This window comes from Prosthecobacter fluviatilis (assembly GCF_055388355.1).
Genome location: NZ_AP043782.1, coordinates 831,367 through 850,223, shown reverse-complemented (window position 1 = coordinate 850,223; position 18,857 = coordinate 831,367). Strand labels below are relative to the sequence as shown.

General features: G+C 59.0%; 15 protein-coding genes. 6 read left to right on the top strand and 9 right to left on the bottom strand.

The window, feature by feature from the left end:
* Positions 1 to 81: 81 nt before the first annotated feature.
* From ACZ5WW_RS03090 to ACZ5WW_RS03075, 4 genes are all read left to right on the top strand, one after another.
* Complete coding sequence (locus ACZ5WW_RS03090) at positions 82 to 987, top strand: sugar phosphate isomerase/epimerase family protein (RefSeq protein ID WP_377169973.1); 906 nt, start codon at positions 82 to 84, stop codon at positions 985 to 987.
* Between the two features lie 141 nt (positions 988 to 1,128).
* Positions 1,129 to 1,704 (top strand): DJ-1/PfpI family protein, encoded by a 576-nt coding sequence (locus tag ACZ5WW_RS03085; protein ID WP_377169971.1) that lies wholly within the window; start codon positions 1,129 to 1,131, stop codon positions 1,702 to 1,704.
* A gap of 44 nt (positions 1,705 to 1,748) precedes the next feature.
* Positions 1,749 to 3,905, top strand: coding sequence for a c-type cytochrome (locus ACZ5WW_RS03080; protein ID WP_377169969.1), 2,157 nt, complete (start codon positions 1,749 to 1,751; stop codon positions 3,903 to 3,905).
* Positions 3,899 to 5,356, top strand: a complete 1,458-nt coding sequence (locus ACZ5WW_RS03075) for a DUF7133 domain-containing protein (protein ID WP_377169967.1) — start codon at positions 3,899 to 3,901, stop codon at positions 5,354 to 5,356. Before ACZ5WW_RS03080 ends, ACZ5WW_RS03075 begins: the two co-directional genes overlap by 7 nt.
* Positions 5,357 to 5,765: 409 nt before the next feature.
* Here ACZ5WW_RS03075 and ACZ5WW_RS03070 read toward each other — a convergent pair whose 3' ends face one another.
* From ACZ5WW_RS03070 to ACZ5WW_RS03030, 9 genes are all read right to left on the bottom strand, one after another.
* Positions 5,766 to 7,754, bottom strand: a complete 1,989-nt coding sequence (locus ACZ5WW_RS03070; RefSeq protein ID WP_377169965.1) for a M56 family metallopeptidase — start codon at positions 7,752 to 7,754, stop codon at positions 5,766 to 5,768.
* Between the two features lie 242 nt (positions 7,755 to 7,996).
* Positions 7,997 to 8,392: a BlaI/MecI/CopY family transcriptional regulator gene (locus tag ACZ5WW_RS03065; protein WP_377169963.1), complete on the bottom strand. Its 396-nt coding sequence runs from the start codon at positions 8,390 to 8,392 to the stop codon at positions 7,997 to 7,999.
* A gap of 113 nt (positions 8,393 to 8,505) precedes the next feature.
* The gene (locus ACZ5WW_RS03060; RefSeq protein ID WP_377169961.1) at positions 8,506 to 10,743 is read right to left on the bottom strand and encodes a KAP family P-loop NTPase fold protein; all 2,238 of its coding nucleotides are present in this window, start codon (positions 10,741 to 10,743) and stop codon (positions 8,506 to 8,508) included.
* A 38-nt stretch (positions 10,744 to 10,781) separates the two neighbouring features.
* The gene (locus tag ACZ5WW_RS03055; protein ID WP_377169959.1) at positions 10,782 to 11,951 is read right to left on the bottom strand and encodes a class I SAM-dependent rRNA methyltransferase; all 1,170 of its coding nucleotides are present in this window, start codon (positions 11,949 to 11,951) and stop codon (positions 10,782 to 10,784) included.
* Positions 11,952 to 12,136: 185 nt separating this feature from the next.
* A complete protein-coding gene (locus ACZ5WW_RS03050) occupies positions 12,137 to 13,135 on the bottom strand; it encodes a zinc-binding alcohol dehydrogenase family protein (protein ID WP_377169956.1) in 999 nt (332 codons plus the stop codon).
* 329 nt (positions 13,136 to 13,464) lie between these two features.
* Positions 13,465 to 13,842 carry a GxxExxY protein gene (locus ACZ5WW_RS03045; RefSeq protein WP_464694209.1) on the bottom strand — a complete coding sequence of 126 codons (378 nt, stop codon included), beginning with the start codon at positions 13,840 to 13,842 and terminating at the stop codon, positions 13,465 to 13,467.
* Positions 13,843 to 14,019: 177 nt separating this feature from the next.
* Entirely contained in the window at positions 14,020 to 15,006 is a 987-nt protein-coding gene (locus ACZ5WW_RS03040; protein ID WP_377169952.1) for a L,D-transpeptidase family protein, read from the bottom strand.
* A 10-nt stretch (positions 15,007 to 15,016) separates the two neighbouring features.
* Positions 15,017 to 16,048 (bottom strand): polymer-forming cytoskeletal protein, encoded by a 1,032-nt coding sequence (locus tag ACZ5WW_RS03035; protein ID WP_377169950.1) that lies wholly within the window; start codon positions 16,046 to 16,048, stop codon positions 15,017 to 15,019.
* Between the two features lie 169 nt (positions 16,049 to 16,217).
* Entirely contained in the window at positions 16,218 to 16,589 is a 372-nt protein-coding gene (locus tag ACZ5WW_RS03030; protein WP_377169948.1) for a bactofilin family protein, read from the bottom strand.
* A gap of 280 nt (positions 16,590 to 16,869) precedes the next feature.
* Between ACZ5WW_RS03030 and ACZ5WW_RS03025 the strand changes: the two genes are divergently transcribed.
* Both ACZ5WW_RS03025 and ACZ5WW_RS03020 read left to right on the top strand, forming a co-directional pair.
* The gene (locus tag ACZ5WW_RS03025) at positions 16,870 to 18,024 is read left to right on the top strand and encodes a beta-ketoacyl synthase N-terminal-like domain-containing protein (RefSeq protein ID WP_377169946.1); all 1,155 of its coding nucleotides are present in this window, start codon (positions 16,870 to 16,872) and stop codon (positions 18,022 to 18,024) included.
* Positions 18,025 to 18,070: 46 nt separating this feature from the next.
* Entirely contained in the window at positions 18,071 to 18,853 is a 783-nt protein-coding gene (locus tag ACZ5WW_RS03020) for a glycosyltransferase family 2 protein (RefSeq protein WP_377169944.1), read from the top strand.
* The last annotated feature ends 4 nt before the right edge of the window (positions 18,854 to 18,857 follow it).

Sequence of the window (18,857 nt, the reverse complement as noted above, 5' to 3'; positions counted from 1 at the left end):
CCTTCCCAACCCGCCGCAAAACCTGAAGACGCGAATTCAAAGTCTGAATGAAGAACCCGCGCTCCCCGCGTTTACTCCCCCATGACCAGCCGCCGTCGCTTCCTGCAATCCCTCTCCGCTCTCGTCGCCGCCGCTCCCGCGTTCGCCGCAGAGCCGCCGCCGTGGAAGCTGAATTACATGCTCGCCTCCTCCATGTATGGCAGCCTTCCTCTGGCCGAGATTCTTCCCGAAGTAAAAAAGACCGGAGCCACAAGCATCGAGCTCTGGCCCAAAAAACACGGCACTCAGCGCGAAGAGATCGACACCATCGGCCACGACAAATTCGCCGCCATGCTCAAGGACCACGGCCTCACCTTCGGCGGCACCACCCGCTATGATCTCGGGCCCTTCCGCCTCACCGAAGAGATCGGCATCGTGAAAAAACTCGGCGGCACCTTCATCGTCACCGGCGGGGCAGGGGACTACAAGGTCTCGCCTGAACAGCTCAAGCTGAATGTCAAAGCCTTCGTGGAAAAGATGAAACCTCAAGCCGCACTCGCCGCCGAAAACGGCCTCACCCTCGGCATCGAAAACCACGTCAACAACCTCATCGACACCCCCGACTCCCTTCGCTGGCTCGCCGATGAAGTCCGCGCCATCCCCGGCATCGGCATCGCCTTGGCTCCATACCACTTGCCGCAGGAGGAAAAGCTGCTGTCAGACCTCATCAGGCACATCGACCAAAAGATGACGCTCTTCTACGCCTGGGAGTTTGGCCAGGGCTGCTTCAAGGCCATGCCCAAGGAAGACGAACTCCAGCAGATGCCCGGTCGCGGCAAGCTCGACTGGAAACCCCTGCTGCAAGCCCTCAAAGCCATCAAGTTCACCGGCCCCACCGAAATCTTCATGCACCCCACCCCCCGCGGCATCCCCATCCTCCCCACGGCTGCAGAGACCACCGCCGAAATCGTTCGCGCCAAACAGCATCTCGACGGTCTTCTCAGCTGACGCCTCAGCATTTATGATTTGTGATTTACGATTTATGATTTGGCTTCGCCTCGATTGTGAACTGTGATTACAAATCGCCCAGCGTTTTTTAAGTCCTCACCACCCAAAATCATAAATCAAAAATCGTAAATCATAAATAATATGTCCCAAGCCAAAGTCCTCATCATCGTCGGCGACGCCACCGAAACCGTTGATACCCTCTATCCCTTCTACCGCCTCATCGAAGGCGGCTACACCCCCGTCGTAGCCGCGCCGGAAAAACGGAAATACCAGATGGTGCTGCATGAAATCAAGCCCGGCTGGACCATCACCAAGGAATGGGAAGGCTACAGCATCGACGCCGACATCGCCTTCAAGGACATCAATCCCGAAGAATACGTCGGCATCTTCTTCAGCGGCGGCCGCGCCCCCGAGTACATCCGCGAAGATGTCGATCTCCTCCGCATCACCAAATGGTTCTGGGAGCAGAAAAAGCCCTGCGCCAGCGTCTGCCACGGCGTCGAAATCCCCGCCCGTGCGGACATCGTCAAAGGCCTTCGCATGGCCACCGTCGCCAAGTGCAAGTTCGACCTCGAAATCTGCGGCGGCATCTACGTGAACGAACCCTGCGTCATCGACCAGCACATGTACTCCGGCCGCACCTACCACGACTCCGGCCACTTCATCGCCCCCTGGATCAAAGCCCTCGACACCGAGCGCGCCAAGATGGGCATCTAAATCGGATCTGAACGCCCGCAAAGCGACGCAAAGTAAACGCAAAAATGAATTCATCAAAACTCTGGACCCTTTTTGCGGCCTCTGCGTTTTTTTGCGGCCATCTCCAGGCGCATCCTCTCCAGGCCGAGCCCATCAACCACGCCTTCGTCTACACCTTCGATCAGTTCCACATTCCCGAAGACCCCGACGAATCACTGGTGAATGGCGGCCTGCTCCTCCTCGCAGAGCTGAACTGCACCACCTGCCATGCCGTGCCGAAGTCATGGGAAGAGCGCCTCAAGCCCAAGCCCGGCCCGGACCTCACTGCCGTGGGCTCTCGTCTCGATCCAGACACCCTCTGGCTCATGATCCGCAGTCCGCAAAACCGCAAGAAGGGCACGCAGATGCCCGGCTTGTTCGCAGGAGCAGAAGGCGATGACGAAAAAGTCGAGGCCCTCGTCGAATACCTCAGCAGCCTGAAACAGCCCCAGCCCAAAGTCCCCGCTGGCGATGTCGAGCGCGGCAAGGACCTATATCACAAAGTCGGCTGCGTCGCCTGCCACGAGCCGGCCAAAGACGTGCGGCCGCCAAAGGTCGCTGCAGATGCCGAAGTCGAAAAGCCCGGCAATGCCTCCGTGCCCATCGCCCTCGCAGACGCCTACGACTTCAACGCCCTCTCCCATTTCCTCCACGATCCGCTCTCCGTTCGTCCCTCGGGCCGCATGCCAGACATGCGCCTCTCCGCCCAGCAAGCCTCCGACATCGCCGCCTACCTCCACGTCGGCCGCGTCGCCGAAAAAGCTACCGCCCGCGCCGCGCTCAAGACTCCCAAGCAGGGCATTGAGAAAGGCCGTGAGCTTTTCCGAACGATGAACTGCGTGGCATGTCATAAGATGGGTTCAGGAGGTCAGGCGAATGTTCCTGTGCTGGGTGATATCCCAATAGTTTCGCCACTTTTCAGCACCAGTCGAAATCAGCTGGCTGAGATGAAAAAGCCCCTTAAAGACCTCGCCCAAGACCAAGGCTGCCTCGCCGAAAAACAACCCTCCGGCACCCCGCGCTTCGATCTCAACGCCCTCGAAAAGCGCGCCATCAAACTCGCACTGGCTCTCATCCAAAAAGAAGACGCCCCCAAACTCACCGCGCAGGAAAAAGTGGACTGGCAGCTCACCCGCCTCAACTGCTACGCCTGCCACGACCGCGATGGCAAGGGCGGCCCCGAAGATCCCCGTGCCCAATACTTCGGCGTCAACGACTCCACCGCAGAATCACTCGGCCAGCTCGGCAATCTCCCGCCCAATCTCGACAAGGTCGGCCGCAAGCTCACGCACGGCTGGTTTGGAAAAATCCTCTGGGGCCAGGATGGCAGCGTGCGCCCCTACATGGACACCCGCATGCCCAGCTTTGGCCGTGAGCAAACCGAGATGCTCATCTCTTGGCTCAATGAAGCCGATGCCCTGGAAAAACCATTCCAGATTGATGTCAGCGGCCTCGCCAAACACCACCGAGCCGAGCTCGGCCGCCAGCTTCTCGGAGCCAAAGGCCTCGCCTGCGTCTCATGCCATGGCCTGAAGGATCGCAAATCCCTCGGCCCGCCCGTCATCCGCCTCACACATACGGCGGAGCGCCTGCAGCCCGAGTACTTCAAAGAACTCCTCCTCAATCCCCAGGTCACCCAGCCTGGCACCGTCATGCCCCCCATGTTCATTGGCCGCAAAAACGCCGACAAGGACATCGAAAGCATCTGGACTTACCTCCGCGAGATCGAAGGCCAGCCGCTCCCCGAAGGCCTCATGTCCTCCGCCGATTTCGAATTGAAGCCCACTGCCGAAAAGCGCGTCATCATCTTCCGCAGCTTCATCGAAGGCGTCGGCACCCACGCCATCGGCGTCGGTTTCCCCGGCGGCCTCAATGCCGCCTTCGATGCCAAGACCAGCCGCTGGGCCATCCTCTGGAAAGGCCGCTTCCTCGATGCCATGAGCAACTATCAGGACCGCTCCATGCCCCCCATCAAACCCCTCGGCACCGACATAAAGCCAATGCCAGTATCTGCCAGCGAGCGCACCTTCAGCGGCTACACCCTCGGCAAAGACGGCATCCCCACCTTCCGCTATCTCGAAAACGGCCAGCAAATCGAAGACACCCTCCGCCCCGTCAAAGGCGGCTTCGAACACATCATCATCAGCAACGGCAAGGAAACGAAGGAGGTTTTGTCATGGTAAAACAATTCATGTTCATGCTGCTGGCGACGTCGTTGCTCGCCCAGGACCAGTCCGCCTACTACCGCACCGAGACCTACGAACTCCCCAAAAACGTCAATTTCGAAGCCAGCGGCATCGCCGTCCTCCCCGATGGCAAACTCGCCGTCGGCCTCCGCAAAGGCGAAGTCTGGATCGCCCAAAATTCCTCCGACACCGCCAGGCCCGGCTTCAAACTCTTCGCCACCGGCCTCCACGAAATCCTCGGCCTCGCATGGCATGATGGAGCACTTTATGCCACCCAGCGCGCCGAAGTCACCAAACTCCGCGATATCGATGGCGACGGCAAAGCCGACGAATACCTCTGCGCCTCCACCGGCTGGGGCGTCTCCGGCGCCTACCACGAGTACGCCTACGGCCCCGTCTTCGACAAGGAGGGAAACCTCTACACCTCGCTCAATTGCAGCATGGGCAAGGCCTGGAAAGGCGCGGGCGATGAAGAAAAGCACCCCCTCTGGCGCGGCTGGGTCGTGCGCACGACCAAGGACGGCAAGCTCGAACCCTTCTGCGCCGGATTCCGCAGCCCCTGCGGCATCGGCCAGAATGCCGAAGGCGACATCTTCATCACCGATCAGCAGGGCAACTGGATGCCCACCACGCCCCTGATGCATGCCCGCAAAGGCGCCTACTTCTCCCACGCAGACTCCATCCCCGACGCCATGCGTCCCGAGTCTCCCGTCAAGATCGCGCCCAAGCAGCCCGACGGCATCACCGTCGCCGAAGCCATCAAGACCGTCCAGGGCTACACCCCGCCCGCCGTCTGGCTCCCGTATGTCAAGATGGGCCAGAGCGGCACCGGCATCGCCTGCGATCTCAGCCCTGGCAAATTCGGCCCCTTCGAAAAGCAGCTCTTCCTCGGCGAATTCGTCCTCAGCGGTGTGAACCGCGTCTTCCTCGAAAAAGTCGGCGGCGAATACCAGGGCGCCTGCTTCCCCTTCATCGATGGCCTCCAGTGCGCCGCCCTAGCCCTCAATTTCCTCCAGGACGGCTCCCTCATCGTCGGTCAGTCAAACCGCGGCTGGAACAGCAAAGGCAACCGCCCCTTCGGCCTCCAGCGCATCGTCTGGACTCACAAGACCCCGCTCGAAGTGCAGAAGATGGAACTCACCAAAACCGGCTTCCGCTTCACCTTCACCCTCCCCGTGGACCCCGCCTCCCTCACCACCCTCACCGGCACCAGCTACACCTACCCCTTCCAGAGCAAATACGGCGGCGACGAGCTCGACACCCAGCCCCTCAAAATCGACTCCGCTCAGCTCAGCCCTGACGGCCTCACCCTCGAAGTCCAGTGCCCCACCACCCTTCGCCCCGGCTACGTCCACGAGTTCCAGCTCCCCCAGCTCAAATCCAAAGACGGCACCCCGCTCTGGCACCGCATGGCCTATTACACGCTTAACAAGCTCCTCGCGGATTAAAAAAAGCACTCCAGAGCTTCAGCTCAGGCTCGGCAGCCACGCCAGATCTTCCAGACACTCATTGAGACAGCAGCCGACTCGCCAGCATCCAGCGCTGGTAGGGCTGCTTGTCCTCAATCCGCCGACTCTGCTCCGCCATCACGCGCCGCTCCACATCTCTCACCGCTCTCCGGCAGTACGACAGACACTCATGTCTGTCGGCCAGCGCCCCCGCCATCACCACTGGCAATCCGCATCCACAAAACCCACTGGAGCGCGGAATTCATTCCGCAGCACTCCGTAAAAGCACGCACCTCCGCTCTCCTCACAGCGCCCCTCCACATCGAAGGATCAACCTGCCTGCGTCCGTCCAGCCCGCAGCCCCCGCGATCACCCATCACTCCGCGCATTACCATCTCTCCCGCCCCCCTCATTTCTCCTTCACCGTCACCGCATCCTCCGCCTCCAGCGCCTTGCCTCCGTCCTTTTCCAGGTCGATCATCACCCCCTGATTCCCCCGGCGAAGTTCCGCCCACTTCCCATCCGCGCGCTCACTCAGCCCCTGCGCTTGCTCCAGCAAATCCCGCACCGTCATGCCTTTTTTAAATAGATAACGCCCCTGCCGTTTCACCGGCCCAAAGACAGACACCGCAGGCTCCGGCTTGCTGCGTTCCATCGCAGCCTTCTCGGCCGCATCCACCACGCTCGCCTCGATGATGAAAAACACCAGGTCCTTCGTCTTCGGCATCCGGCTCGTCAGCGGCGTCGCATCCGGCCCTCCCAGCCCGCCAAACACCACGCTCTGCCCCGGCTTCATCACAAAGCTCGCCGTCGTCTTCATCGTGTGAAAAATCGGCTGCTGGATCTTGTTCTCAGACACCACCTTGTCCCCCTGCGTGATCGGCTTGCCGTACTCCAGGTACCCCTCAAAGCTCGTCGCCTCCGGCGTCGCTTCCAGCGCGATGTTCCCATCCTCCAGCAGCGTGGGCGTCACATCCATCCGCACCCCCACCGGTTTCATCTGAAAGACCGTCGGCGTCGTCGGGATCAGCGGCTTGCCCTCCGTCGCCGGCCTCGGCGGGTCAAACTCCGTCGGATAGATGAACTCCCGCATCACCTCCACCGTCGCCCTCGCACCGCTCTTCGTCGTCACGGAGGGCGTGCTCATCAGCTCCACCCCCTTCTGCTGGCTCACCTTGCGCAGCAGCTCCTGTGTCTGCTCCATCGTGCGGATCCCCAGGTTCTGCATCCCTTCGTTGCTCCCGTCCAGCGTCAGCCCCGCCTCCGCCAGCACCGGCGAATCCTTCGGGATGCTCACAAACCGGCTCCTCACCAGGATCTGCTTCGGCACCTCAGGCTCCGCCTTCCGGCACGCCGTCAGCCCCGCCAGCACAAACGCCCCCGCCATCGCCGGCAGCATCAGCACCAGCTTCTGCATCAAAGAATACCCGCCGCGCCCTCTGCCTGCCTGCACCAGACTCGCCAGCCGCCCACGCAGCGCCCTCGCGTTGGCAGACACAGACATCGCCAGCGCCAGCGGCAGCCACGGCCGCCCCGTGCACCCCAGTCCCGCCACCGCCTCCAGCAGTTCCTTCGCAAAATCATCCGCATTCCCGCCGCTGCGCTCCAGCGCCACATCATCGCACGCCTGCTCCCGCGCACGTCCGCACGCCCGCAGCACCGCCCACACCAGCGGGTGCGGCCACAGCAGCAGCGCACACACCGTCGTCAGCAGCGTGACCAGCACATCCCCCCGCGCGATGTGCGCCAGCTCATGCCGCAGCACCAGCCGCAGCCGCTTCTCCTCCCACCCCGCCGCCTCCACCGGCAGCAGCACCGTTTTCTGGGAAATCCCCCACGTCATCGGCACCGCACACGCAGCACTCATCCGCAGGCACGCCACCGGCAGCTCCAGGTTCAAAGCCCCCGCCTCCTCCGCAAAACAGCGCCGCATGCCAGCATCTACCACCATGTGGGATTCCCTCCTCAGCCGCCGCAGCGCCCAGGCCGATCCCCCCAGCACCACCGCGCCAGCCGCCACGCCCCCCAGCCACAGCACCGCCCACAGCGGCGATACTGCCACCTCATCCAGCACGCTCGCCTTCAGCGTCACGGTTGCCGCCAGCCTCGGCGCAAACGGATCCCGCCCTTCCGCGATCTCCTTCTTCGCCACCTCCTCCGCAGTCATCGCCTCACGCCCCGCCTCCCAAGAAATCCGCCACACCGGCGCGATAAAGCTGCACCCCATCACCACCGGGATCAGCATCAGTGCAGACGCCAGAATGAAATGCCGCTTCGCCGCCGCCATCCCCCGCACACACACCACCACCCCTCCCGCCAGCGCCAGCAGTGCCGTCATTTGCAGCCCCACATCCAGCAGCCAGCCAGGAGTGAAAGAAAGAAGAGTTTCCAAGTTCATAATCTGCGTGCGTGTGCGTTGTTGATGAAATCACTGAAAAAATTCAAACACCAAAGAACCTCGAATCTGAAGGCTCGGCTCTGCGGTCTTCCAATCTCTGCGGTGCCATAGGTTCGGTGCTCATGAGATGCCTGCGCTCCAGTTGGGAAGTTGAGAAAAAATCGACACACCGCAGAGATTGAAAACACGCAGAGATTTTGATTTCAGAGCCTCTGCGTTTTTCCAATCTCTGCGGTGTAAAATCAGGTCTTCTTGCCGCCGTTACCCGTCTTCGCCTGCTCAAGGAACCCCCTCAGCTCCATCACCTCCTCCTCGCTCAGCTTCGTCCCCGGCGCGCTCAGGTACGCCGACAGAGCCTGCGTCAGCGATCCCCCAAAAAACGTCCCGATCACCCGGCTCAGCGTGCTCTGCCCCACCTCCTCCCGCGAATGCACCGGCTGGTAGATGAACTCCCGCCCCTCCTGCCGGTGTTTGAGCTGTCCTTTCCCCTCCAGGATCGTCAGGATCGACCTCAGCGCCGCCCGCGTCGGCGCCTTCTCCATCCCCTCAAGAATTTGCGACAGCGTCGCCTCCCCCTGCGCAAACACCAGGTCCATCACCTCCCGCTCACGGCGGCTTAATTGGGTAATTTTCTTCATAGGTTGAAATTTCAACCCATCTTGGCCCAAGAGTCAATACCAAAGATTGGATTTTCAACCTTTGGATAAACTCTCCAAACAAGATTCACTGGAAGAATGCGGCTCCAAGTAGTCTAAAAATCCCAATCTTGATCAAAACCATCCGATTCCGGCTTTCCCTCTGAGCGACGTCTAAGAGCGGCATCAAACGCGTTTACTGCTATTCGTTCTCTTTCTGTTAGTTTTTCCAAATCTACATGCTCGAGCTGGCATTTCAGGGCATCAACTTCAACGAATTGTTCGATATTACTAAGTTTAATAAAATATCGGATAGTGACTTTTGATCCGTGAGAATGAATTTCAAGAAGTAGTACGCTTAGTAGCCAAAGCGCTCCTTTGCTGGATTGTGATTTTTGTTTGATCCAAGACTTTGCCTTCGATGTGTCCCAATCCTTCCAACATTGAAGCAGTAAGTTCGCTTGGGGGTGCGTTATTATTTGATCACTTGCTGCAGCCAGTGAGATTTTCTGAGCACAGATATCACGCAAAGTGCCGCAGTCACTCTCGCTGATTAAATATTCTTGACCCTGCTCGACATTTTTTTGTCGGCGTGTTTGCAGCAAAGTCACAAATGTAGGCAAAAGTGATCCTGTGGATTTTTTGAAAGCGCTGACCAAAATCCTGAGGCGCTCCTGCTCATTTTTTTCGCGGCGAAGGCCGCAATGAATGAGTCTCGCCGCCATCATCTTCGCTTCCGTCTCAAACATGCTGGTGCTTCTAGGTGGGAATAAATCACTTAGATCAGACAGCGCACGGGTCAGCGGTTCCATGTTCTCCAAAGGGATATCTTCTTTGCAGGCATCCAAATGCTCAAAGGCAAGATTAAGTAATCCTCTCGCATGCAATGCAGTAATTCGTTTCGAGAATTTTGCATGATCTCCCGATTCATCTATTAATTGGTCCAACTCAGTTTGGGCAAACTCACCCTCGCCAACTGCGAGAGTGAAATATCTATCAAACATATTTGGGTGACATGCTCTCGCCTCCCGCAGCCATTTCTGCGAATCTTCGCTGCTTACTCCGTCATTACCAGAATAGGTGCTGCTAGTTGATGGAAAAATGGATAGAATTATGCGTCGAAGTGAGTTTACATGGTTTTGTGAACTTAGTTTAATTAGTTCATTGATGGACGTTTCAATGTCGTCTTGTTTAATCTCCCCAAAAAGCGACTTTCCGGTGTCTCGTGTTAAGATTGTTTTTAGCGCGGCAAGTTTTTCAAAAACATTTGGTTCGAAGACTCTCAGTGTTTCGAGTGCAATAAGGTCGATAGGGTTTACTTCGAAATGATCACGATGTTGAAATTGGCGCACATGAAAATCGAACGAGGATAAGAAACGGTATATATGTCTAAGGTTGCGAAAAAAACCCTGTAGTGCATCAAGGTAAATTCGGGACCATCTGTCGGTGTTCCAGCGCCTAAGGACTCCTGGTCTGGCCAAAATTTCATCGAGTCCTTCAAAGAGAACTTTTTGAATTGATGCTCTAGAAGCCTTTGGAATGTGGTAACCAACCTGAATGATCTTTTCAAGGAATTCAACTCCACGACCGTCCGATACAGAGTCTAATGCTGTTGCAACAATATTCCTCTCGAACAGCATCAGGTATATAACTTTTGGGAAGTCTGCGTTAACTTTGACGAGCTGAAATATGTCGAGTATTTCACGGGTTGTCAGGCGGTCGATATCATCGATTACGACAAGCAAAGGACGCTTCATATTTCGCAATGATGCATCCAGTGACTTCTTCAATTCGAATAGGGATGAATCGTCCGCATTTTCGCGCTCATCCAATGTGTCTGCGCCAGCCTTTGTTACATCAGATGCATGGCTTAGCGCTTCGGCGGCGGCTGCCGACGCAACGGCTGCCTCAGGCTGCCCGAGAGCTATAAAAAGAGGGCTAAACATTCGTCCCACAACGCTTCCAAAAGAGAGTCGTTTAGAATATCTTGTGAGACGCTTTCTCACTTCGGCCGTTTCTTGTTCGCTCGAAACTGCCTTAGACGCTAATTTGATTTTGAGTTCATTGAGAAAAAACTCTGTGGTGCCGCCTGAACCTGATAGTTGCCACGGATTGAACTCCAGAATCGGTATTTTGCTCCGCCGCTTTTTCAGTGATGCGAGAACAAGATTTTTTAATGATGTTTTTCCAACTCCCCAATCGCCGTAGAGACCAATAACCAAAGAACTATCACCGCCCCAAGCAGCAATGTCATTTGCTAAACGTGTCGCAAACGAGCTTCGACCGAGTTTGTCTTCAGGTAATTTGGAAATCGGTTTGTCCGATGAATATCGAGGCTGCTTTTTTTGACTCATGGCGAAGCCCTGCTGAAGTCACTCAATCATACCACACATCACCAGCTCGCCACCACCTCATACGCATACCCTCTCAAATACTCCGTCTCCGGAATCGTCGCCAGAATCGGATGATCCGGCCGCTGCGTGTACGTCGTCACCCGCCTCAGCGTCTTCTTCGCGTCCACCGCCGCGTCCGTGATGCTGCTGTGAAATTCTTGGGCACTTACGTGGTGGGAGCAGGTGAAGGTGGCAAAGATCCCGCCCGGCTCCAGCATCTTCATCGCCCGCAGGTGGATCTCCTTGTAGCCCCGCAGCGCATCCCGCACCGAGCTCTTCGTCTTCGTGAACGACGGCGGATCCAGGATGATCAGATCATACTTCGCCCCCGCCGCCTCGCTCCGCTTCAGGAAATCAAAGCAGTTCTCCGCGATGCACTCGATCTTCGCACCCGCGATCGCCGCATTCTTCTTCGCCACCTCCGTCGCCGGTTCGCTGATGTCCACCGCCGTCACCTCGCTCGCACCCGCCAGCGCACAGGCCTGGGCAAACCCGCCCTGATTCGAAAAGCAGTCCAGCACCCGACGCCCCTTCGCCAGCCGCGACACCTGCTGGTAGTTGTCCAGTTGGTCCAGATACAGCCCTGTCTTCTGCCCCTCGATGAGGTCCGCATGAAATGCGCTGCCCTGATACCGCACCACAAACGGTTCCGGCGACTCCCCGCTAATGACACCCTTGATCAGTTCCATCCCCTCCGCCTTGCGCACCGCCACCTCATTGCGCTCCACGATGCCGCGCGGCTTCAGCACATCATTCAGCGCCTGCACGATCAGTTCCTTGCGCTGATCCATCGCCAGCGTCAGCGTCTGCAGCACCAGAAAGTCCCCGTAGCGATCCACGATCACCCCCGGCAGCCCGTCAGACTCGCTCCACACCATGCGGCACAGATTCAGGTCCACCCCCGACTCCTCGCGCACCTTCACCGCCCGCTGAATCCGCCGCGTGAAAAAGTCCAGGTCCAGGTCCTGCCGCCGGTACGAAAACAACCGCGCCGAAATCTGCGACTGCGGATTATAGATCGCACTCCCCAGCGGCTTCCCCCTCACATCCTGCAGATGCACCACATCCCCCGGCTTCGGATCCCCAAACCGCTTCTGAATCTCCGTCGCATAAACCCAAAGGTGACCGTGAAAAAGACGCGCGCGTGGCTGAACAGTAAGAGTAGGCATGGTTGGAGGGAAGGGAAGTTGGATTGATAAACAGGGCCGGACGAATGGTAGAGAGCTTGGAGCAAATGACGAATGAGTAAATCCGAATGACTAAATAAGCCCGAATGCCAAATGACGAACCAAGACATTCGATGGCGCACCCTTCGACATTCGAGCCTCGTCATTATTTCGACATTCGGATTTACTCATTCGTCATTCCGGAGTGAAACGACGGCCTTAATCACCCTCGCCTCCGGCTTCAGCCACTCCTCCATCTTCCCCGGCAGTTCCGCAAACACACACCGGTGGCTGATCCACGGCCTTGTATCAATCACCCCTTCCTGAATCATCCCCAGAATCCTCGGGAAATCCGCCGCCACCGCATTCCGGCTCGCCAGAAGCGTCAGCTCCCTCCGGTGAAACAGCGGATCATCAATCGCCACCGGCTCCTTCGTGATCCCCACATACACGATCCTCCCGGTAAACCGCGCGTACCTCAGCGCCCCCGCCATCGACCCCGCATGCCCCGTCGCATCAAACACCACCTGAAACGCCCCCTCATCCGCCAGCCCCTCCACCACCCGCACACCCGCGTAGTTCGTCATCACAAACTCCCGCCGCGCCGCATTCAGCTCCAGCACGGTGATCGCCGCGCCCGCCGCCCGTGCAAACTCCAGCACCGTCAGCCCGATCGGCCCCGCGCCAATGATCAGCACCTCATCACCCGCCGCCACCTGCGCCCGGTTCACCGCATGGCAGCCGATCGCCAGCGTCTCCACCAGCGCCAGTTGCTCAAAGCCCAGCGCGTTGCACGCATGCAGCTTGTGCGCCGGCAGCACCATCCGCTCCCGCATCCCGCCATCGCAATGCACCCCCAGCACCTGCAGCGTCTCGCAGCAGTTCGTGCAGCCACGCTTGCACGCATGACACGTCCCGCAGTTCAGATACGGCTCCACCGAGCACCGATCTCCCACCTTCAAGTGCGTCACCCCATCGCCCACCGCCAGCACCTCCACCCCCAGCTCATGTCCCAGGATGCGCGGAAACTCAATGAACGGCATCTTCCCCAGATACCCGCTGAAATCCGTCCCACAGATCCCAATCGCCCTTATCCCCACCAGCGCCTCTCCCGCCCCCGGCTCCGCAGCCTCCGGCAGAGTCGTCCATTCAAAAGTCCTGGCAGCAGTGAGAGTCAGTGAGTTCATGCAATCGTAGCACAGGCGTCCCGCCTGCAGTTCATCGGACCATAGACATCCGGCTCGTCCGGTCCACGTCAGAATTTCGCCCATGGCACCGCAGCAGCCGGAATTTGGCACTCCGGATCAAAGCATTGAGCCGTCACCATCAGCCTCCGGCATCCGTGTTAATTCGTGTAATCCGTGGTTGGAAATGCTGGTTCAAAGAATGTGGAACCACGGATTTCACGAGCAGCACGGATCAAAGCAAAAGTTTGCTCCCCATTATCCGTGTTAATCCGTGTGATCCGTGTGATCCGTGGTCCAAAACTCAGATAAACGAGAGATTCATGCTTCAATCAGGAGATGACACGCTTCCAGCGAAGGTCAGCGTATTTGAAGTTGATGAGTAGAGCAAGTCGAAAGCCTGTGATGGCAAGGTAACCCATCATCTGGGCGACGTGAGTGTCGTTGAAGTCGGTAACGACCTTTGGATCAACTGCGATGAGACCGTCCACTAGCAGGTCAGGAACGAGAGTGTCCACCCACTGGTCATCATAGAACACATCAAACCGTCGCTGCTGTTCAATGTGGTGGCCTCGTTTCTTCAGCTCGATGACCATCGCGTTTTCATAGGCTTTTTCGTTCAGGCCCGGTTTCAAGGTGTTCAGCACCTGCATCGCCGCTCCAATGATCGACTCCGACTGGGATCGGTAAAGCATCTTGTCGGTTTTCATGTGATAGGAAGGAATAACGTAAAGGATGTTGAACCACGGATTTCACGAGCAGCACGGATAAATGCAAGGGGTTGCTCTCTGTGATCCGTGTCAGTTCGTGTAATCCGTGGTCAAAGATTCTGGAGGAATGGGCCACGAATGGCACATGCCTGCATCACTATTCCACCTCCAGGCACCTCATTTCGCCCGGTATCTTCCACCCTCCACTGAGATTTTCGGCACCCTCCGCTCCTTCTCAAAAACCTCATACGCAGGCACCAGCTCCCGCCAGAAATCAAGGTGTGTCGGGTCTGCGCTCTGCACCCGCTCCGCCGTCATTCGAAACGGAAAGCTGTGCACCGCCACGCTCCCGCCGTCCTTCACCGCCGCCTCCACGATGAGGTAGATCTCCTCGATTACCGCGTCCGTCATCGCAAAGCATCCCACGCTGCACACATCCCCGTGCACCATGATCAGGTTCCCCGTCCGCTTGTGCGCCAGGTCGTAGTCGTTCGGGTACCCAATGTTGAATGCCAGATGGTATTTGCTGGCAGGATTCAGCATCTTCGCCGTCACGTTGTAAAAACCCTCCGGCGCCTGCATGTCGCCCTCCCGCGTCTTCGGCCCCAGCGTTCCTGAAAAGCACGCGATGGGGTATTTCCGGAACAGCGTCCATTCCTTCGGCCCGTTTTGCAGCCACAGCTCCAGCTCCCGGCTATCCTTGAAAAGGCGGAGGTACGCAGGCAGCCCCAGCTTGCACTGCTTCGCCGCCAGCTCCTCGCGCAGCTTCGGCAGCAGCCGTGCACGCGCATCCTTCAGCCTCTCCTCTGCCGCCATGCTCCGCCACGCCGCCGGCTCTGGCGGTGCAGGGTAGGGCAGGGAGAATGGGGGTGGCTCAGGCGGCATCTCAGGCACGTGCACAGACGGGCGGGAGTCTGGAGGAGTCGGCGCTGGAGGCATGGCAGTGATGGTGGGAAGGGGAGCAGGGGCGGGCACGGGCGCAGGCGTAGAGACCTTGGAAGAGGCTTCCTGCTCTTGGGAAGCAGGCTTCGGCTCATGCGGCATTTCATGCACAGGCACAGAACCCGTCAGCTCCTGGAAGGCGATTCTCACCGCTCGGGCGCACAAGGCCAGCACCACACCGGCAAAGATGGCCGCCGCGAAATTCAGCGCGCGCATCTTCATGGCACAGGCCTCAGACGACAGACGCGGGAGCCAGCGAAGGCGGCGGCTGCTTGCCACGCACGATGTTCATCGCACCGTTAAGCTCACCGCCCGGTTCGATGGACACCGACCGCGCCGTCACATCGCCATTCACAGAGCCAATGCTCGTAATGAGCACCGGACCCGTGCTGTAAATCGTTCCCGTCACCCGCGCCTGGATCTCCACCTCCGTGGCATGCACCGCATTCATGAAGGCCACATCCGCCCCTTTCTCCACCACAAAGCGCTGGCAGCGGATTTCACCGATGATGCTTCCCGTCGTGCGGAAGGACGCATCCCCGCTGCAGGTCACATTCGCCTCAATGATGCCATGGCAGTCCAGATCACGGCACTGCACACTGCTGGCTGAAAGACGACCGCGTTTGCGGATCAGCACATTCCCGCGCGTCTTGATCGGCTGGGTGGAGGTCATGTTGATCTCCACATCCTCCAGCGAAATATACGCGCCGCAGGTCGGGCAGTTGGCAGACTTGGCCGAGCGTCCCGTTTTAAATTTGTGCCCGCAGTCAAAGCACTCCGCGTCCTTGAAATACTGGTTCCGGTACATGCCCTGCTCCTTCATCTTTTGCAGAGAGGTCGCCGTCTGCGGGGCAGGGGACGGCGTCGGGGGCGGGGAGTTGGACTGCGGTCTGCGTATGCTGGCAGCAGCCGTTTCCGTAGAAACGGGCTCCTCAGCAGGCGCGTGGGGCGGGGGAAGCGCGGCGGCAGAGGGCGCATCCTTCACCGGTTCGGGAGCCGTGGCAGGTGCCACAGGCGCTGCCTCAGGTATAGGTGCCGCCTCGGGCGCAGGCAGGTTTTTGCTCTGCAAAAAGGCACCGAAACCATCAGCCGCAGACGGCGCAGGCTCAGGAGCGCGGGCCGGGGGAGGGGCAGACTGCGGTTTGGCGGGCTCGGCAGCCTTCGCCGTTGGCGCAGGTGCCGCAGCACTGGGCTCCGCCCAGTCGCTGTTCATCCCCATGCCAGAGCGTGTCACGTTGGAGGCCACCACACGGCGTTTCTCCACAGTCAGATGAACTCCACATTTTTTACAAAAGGTGGAAACAACGAGGCGCGGCTCATACTGAGCCGCGCCACAGGAAGGGCACACCACTTCGATTTGATTCTTCGGTGGTGTGGGAAGGATGCTGCTGGTCTTCGTGCCGAAGATCCGCCTGAACACTCAGGTAAAGGAGTTAAGGTTGTGGTTGTGGCTTGATTCCACCAAAGGCAGGCTTGGAATCTGCCTTTTTGCCGACTTGGGACTGGCCCATGAAGGTGGCGCCTTCTTCGATGGCAAGCGTGCCGGCGGAGATGTCACCTACGAGGATGGCATTGCTCTTCAGCTCGCAGCGCTCGGCAACGGTGATGTTGCCTTCGACTTTGCCGAAAATGATGACGGAGCGGGTTCTCACCTCGCCCTTGATCAGCGCGTTTTCACCCACGGTCAGGCTGCCGTCGGAAACCACTTCGCCTTCGATCTTGCCGTCGATGATCAGGTCGTGGGAAAATTTGATGGAACCTTTGATTTCGACGTCGTTGGCAAGAACGTTTTTGCTGGTGGTCATGACGGGAGCTGAGTGTGTGCGTTGGGGTTGTGCAGCGGGAGCGGATGTGGCGGAGAGAATGGGTGCGCGCTCGACTGCGGGAGCCGGTGCGGGAATCTCGGAGCGTCTGTCTTCCTTTTGCCCTTCGGATTGTCCTATGATTTGCCTTAACATGAGGAATAAAATATAGCTGGCTATTAAGTTGAGTGTCAATCTTTGGCTTGCTTATTTTTTGTCAGTTTGATGTGATGGAATTGCGGAGATGGGTTGCGCGGGGTGGGTTTTGGGGCTGTATCGTGTCATGATGGAAAATGTGTTCATCACAGCCGTGGAGTCGGCCTGTGTTCTTGGTATGCGGACGGAGGAATGCCTGGGCGCGCTGCGTGAGCGCCGCGGCGCTCTGGCCCTGCCCGGATGCACGCCCGTGCCGGGCTTTGAGTCACTCCCCATGGGGGCTCTGCCTTCACGCGGACTGCTGAAGGGCCGCCGCCACGGCGCAGCAAGCAATGCAGCGCTTCACGTAGCCGCTGCAGCCGTGGAGCGCGCTCGCTGGAGCCCGGAGGAAATCCGTTCCTGCTGGCTCTACGGGGCCAGCAGCCGTGGCAACGCGGGTGAAATAGTGGGGGTGAATGCATGGCGCAGACCTCTTCGCAAGTTCAGTGCCAGCAATACCATGCACTGTGAAATACCCGCTGCAGTCAGCATAGGGCTGGGCATCAAAGGCCCCTGGCAGATGGTCTCCAACGGCTGCTCCTCCGGTCTGGATGCCCTCGGCATGGCCTGGATGGCGGTCGCCTCCGGGGTGGCTCCGCGTGCACTCGTGGTCGCCGTGGACCTGCCGCTCATCCCCGCACTGCTCCAGGACTTCAGGGACACCGGCCTTCTTTCCACCAACGGTGTCAACGATCCCTTCTCCCTCCAAACCAGCGGCTTTTTCCCCGCCGAAGCCGCCGTGGCCCTCACCTTGGAACGCGATGCCACAGGCCGCCCCAAACTCTGCCGCCTGGACCATTATAGCGCCAACAGCGACGCCTACGACACCCTCATGATCCCCGAGGACGGCGGCGGCATCGAAGACTGCGTGCGCACGGCTCTCCTCTCCGCTGCCCCCACCCAAGTCGTCGCCCTCTGTCCTCACGCCACCGGCACCCTCAATCACGCCCGTGTCGAGCCCCCGGCCCTGCTGCGCGCCTTGGACGGCCGCAAGGTGCCCCTCCTCCCCCTCAAGCCGCAAACCGGCCACACCCTCGGCGCCAGCGGCCTGCTGGATGTGGCCCTCCTGGCCGCCTGCATGGCTCAGCACTGGCTGCCGGCCTCGCTGCCCGGCCTCACCCCACCCGCCTGCGGCCTCCCTTTGCTGGACGCACCGCTATCGCTCACCCCCGGAGACCGCGTCATTAAACTCGCCTCCGGCATGGGCGGCCACAACGCGGCAGTTTCCCTGCGCGTCGTTTGATTCCGTGCTTGGCACCGGCGGCGGATTCGCGAAAGTCGCCCACCACATGACCCGCCTGCCGCTCTCGATTTCCATCATCTCTCTCAACGAGGAGGCCAACCTGCGCCGCTGCCTGGCCAGCCTCGGAGATCTGGCCCAGGAAATCGTCATCGTTGACTCCGGGTCCACCGATCGCACCGCCGAAATCGCCGCCGAGTTTGATGCAAAGTTTGTGCATCAGGACTGGCTCGGCTACACCGCCCAAAAAAACCACTGCCTCTCCCTCTGCACCCAGCCATGGGTTCTGGCGCTCGACTGTGATGAAGAACTGACCCCCGAATTGCGGAATTCGATACAAAACTTCTTCACCAATGGCGACGAAAAGCGCTTTGACGGCGCCTGGATGTCACGCCTCGTCTGGTTCATGGGCCGCTGGATTCACCACGGCGACTGGTATCCTGACCGCAAAATACGCCTCTTTCGTCGCGAGAAAAGTCAATGGGCCGCAGATGGTGGCGGGCAGGTGCATGAACGGCTGGACGTGGCAGGCCCGTGCACCACGCTGCAGGGCGACCTGCTTCATTATTCCTTCAGGAACATCCAGCACTACCTGGTCAAGCACGTGCAGTACTCGGGTGTTTTTTTGCAGACCCAGGAAAGCAAAGGAAAGAAATGGTCGCTGCTGCACACTCTCTTCCGCCCGTGGTGGCGTTTCACCCGCGCCTACATCCTGAAACGCGGCTTCCTCGACGGCTTCCCCGGCCTCTGGATCGCCGCCGCCACGGCCTTTTTCACGTTCGATCGTTACAGCCGGATGTATGAAAGCGCAGTGGAGGGCGGGAAAAGGTAAACGG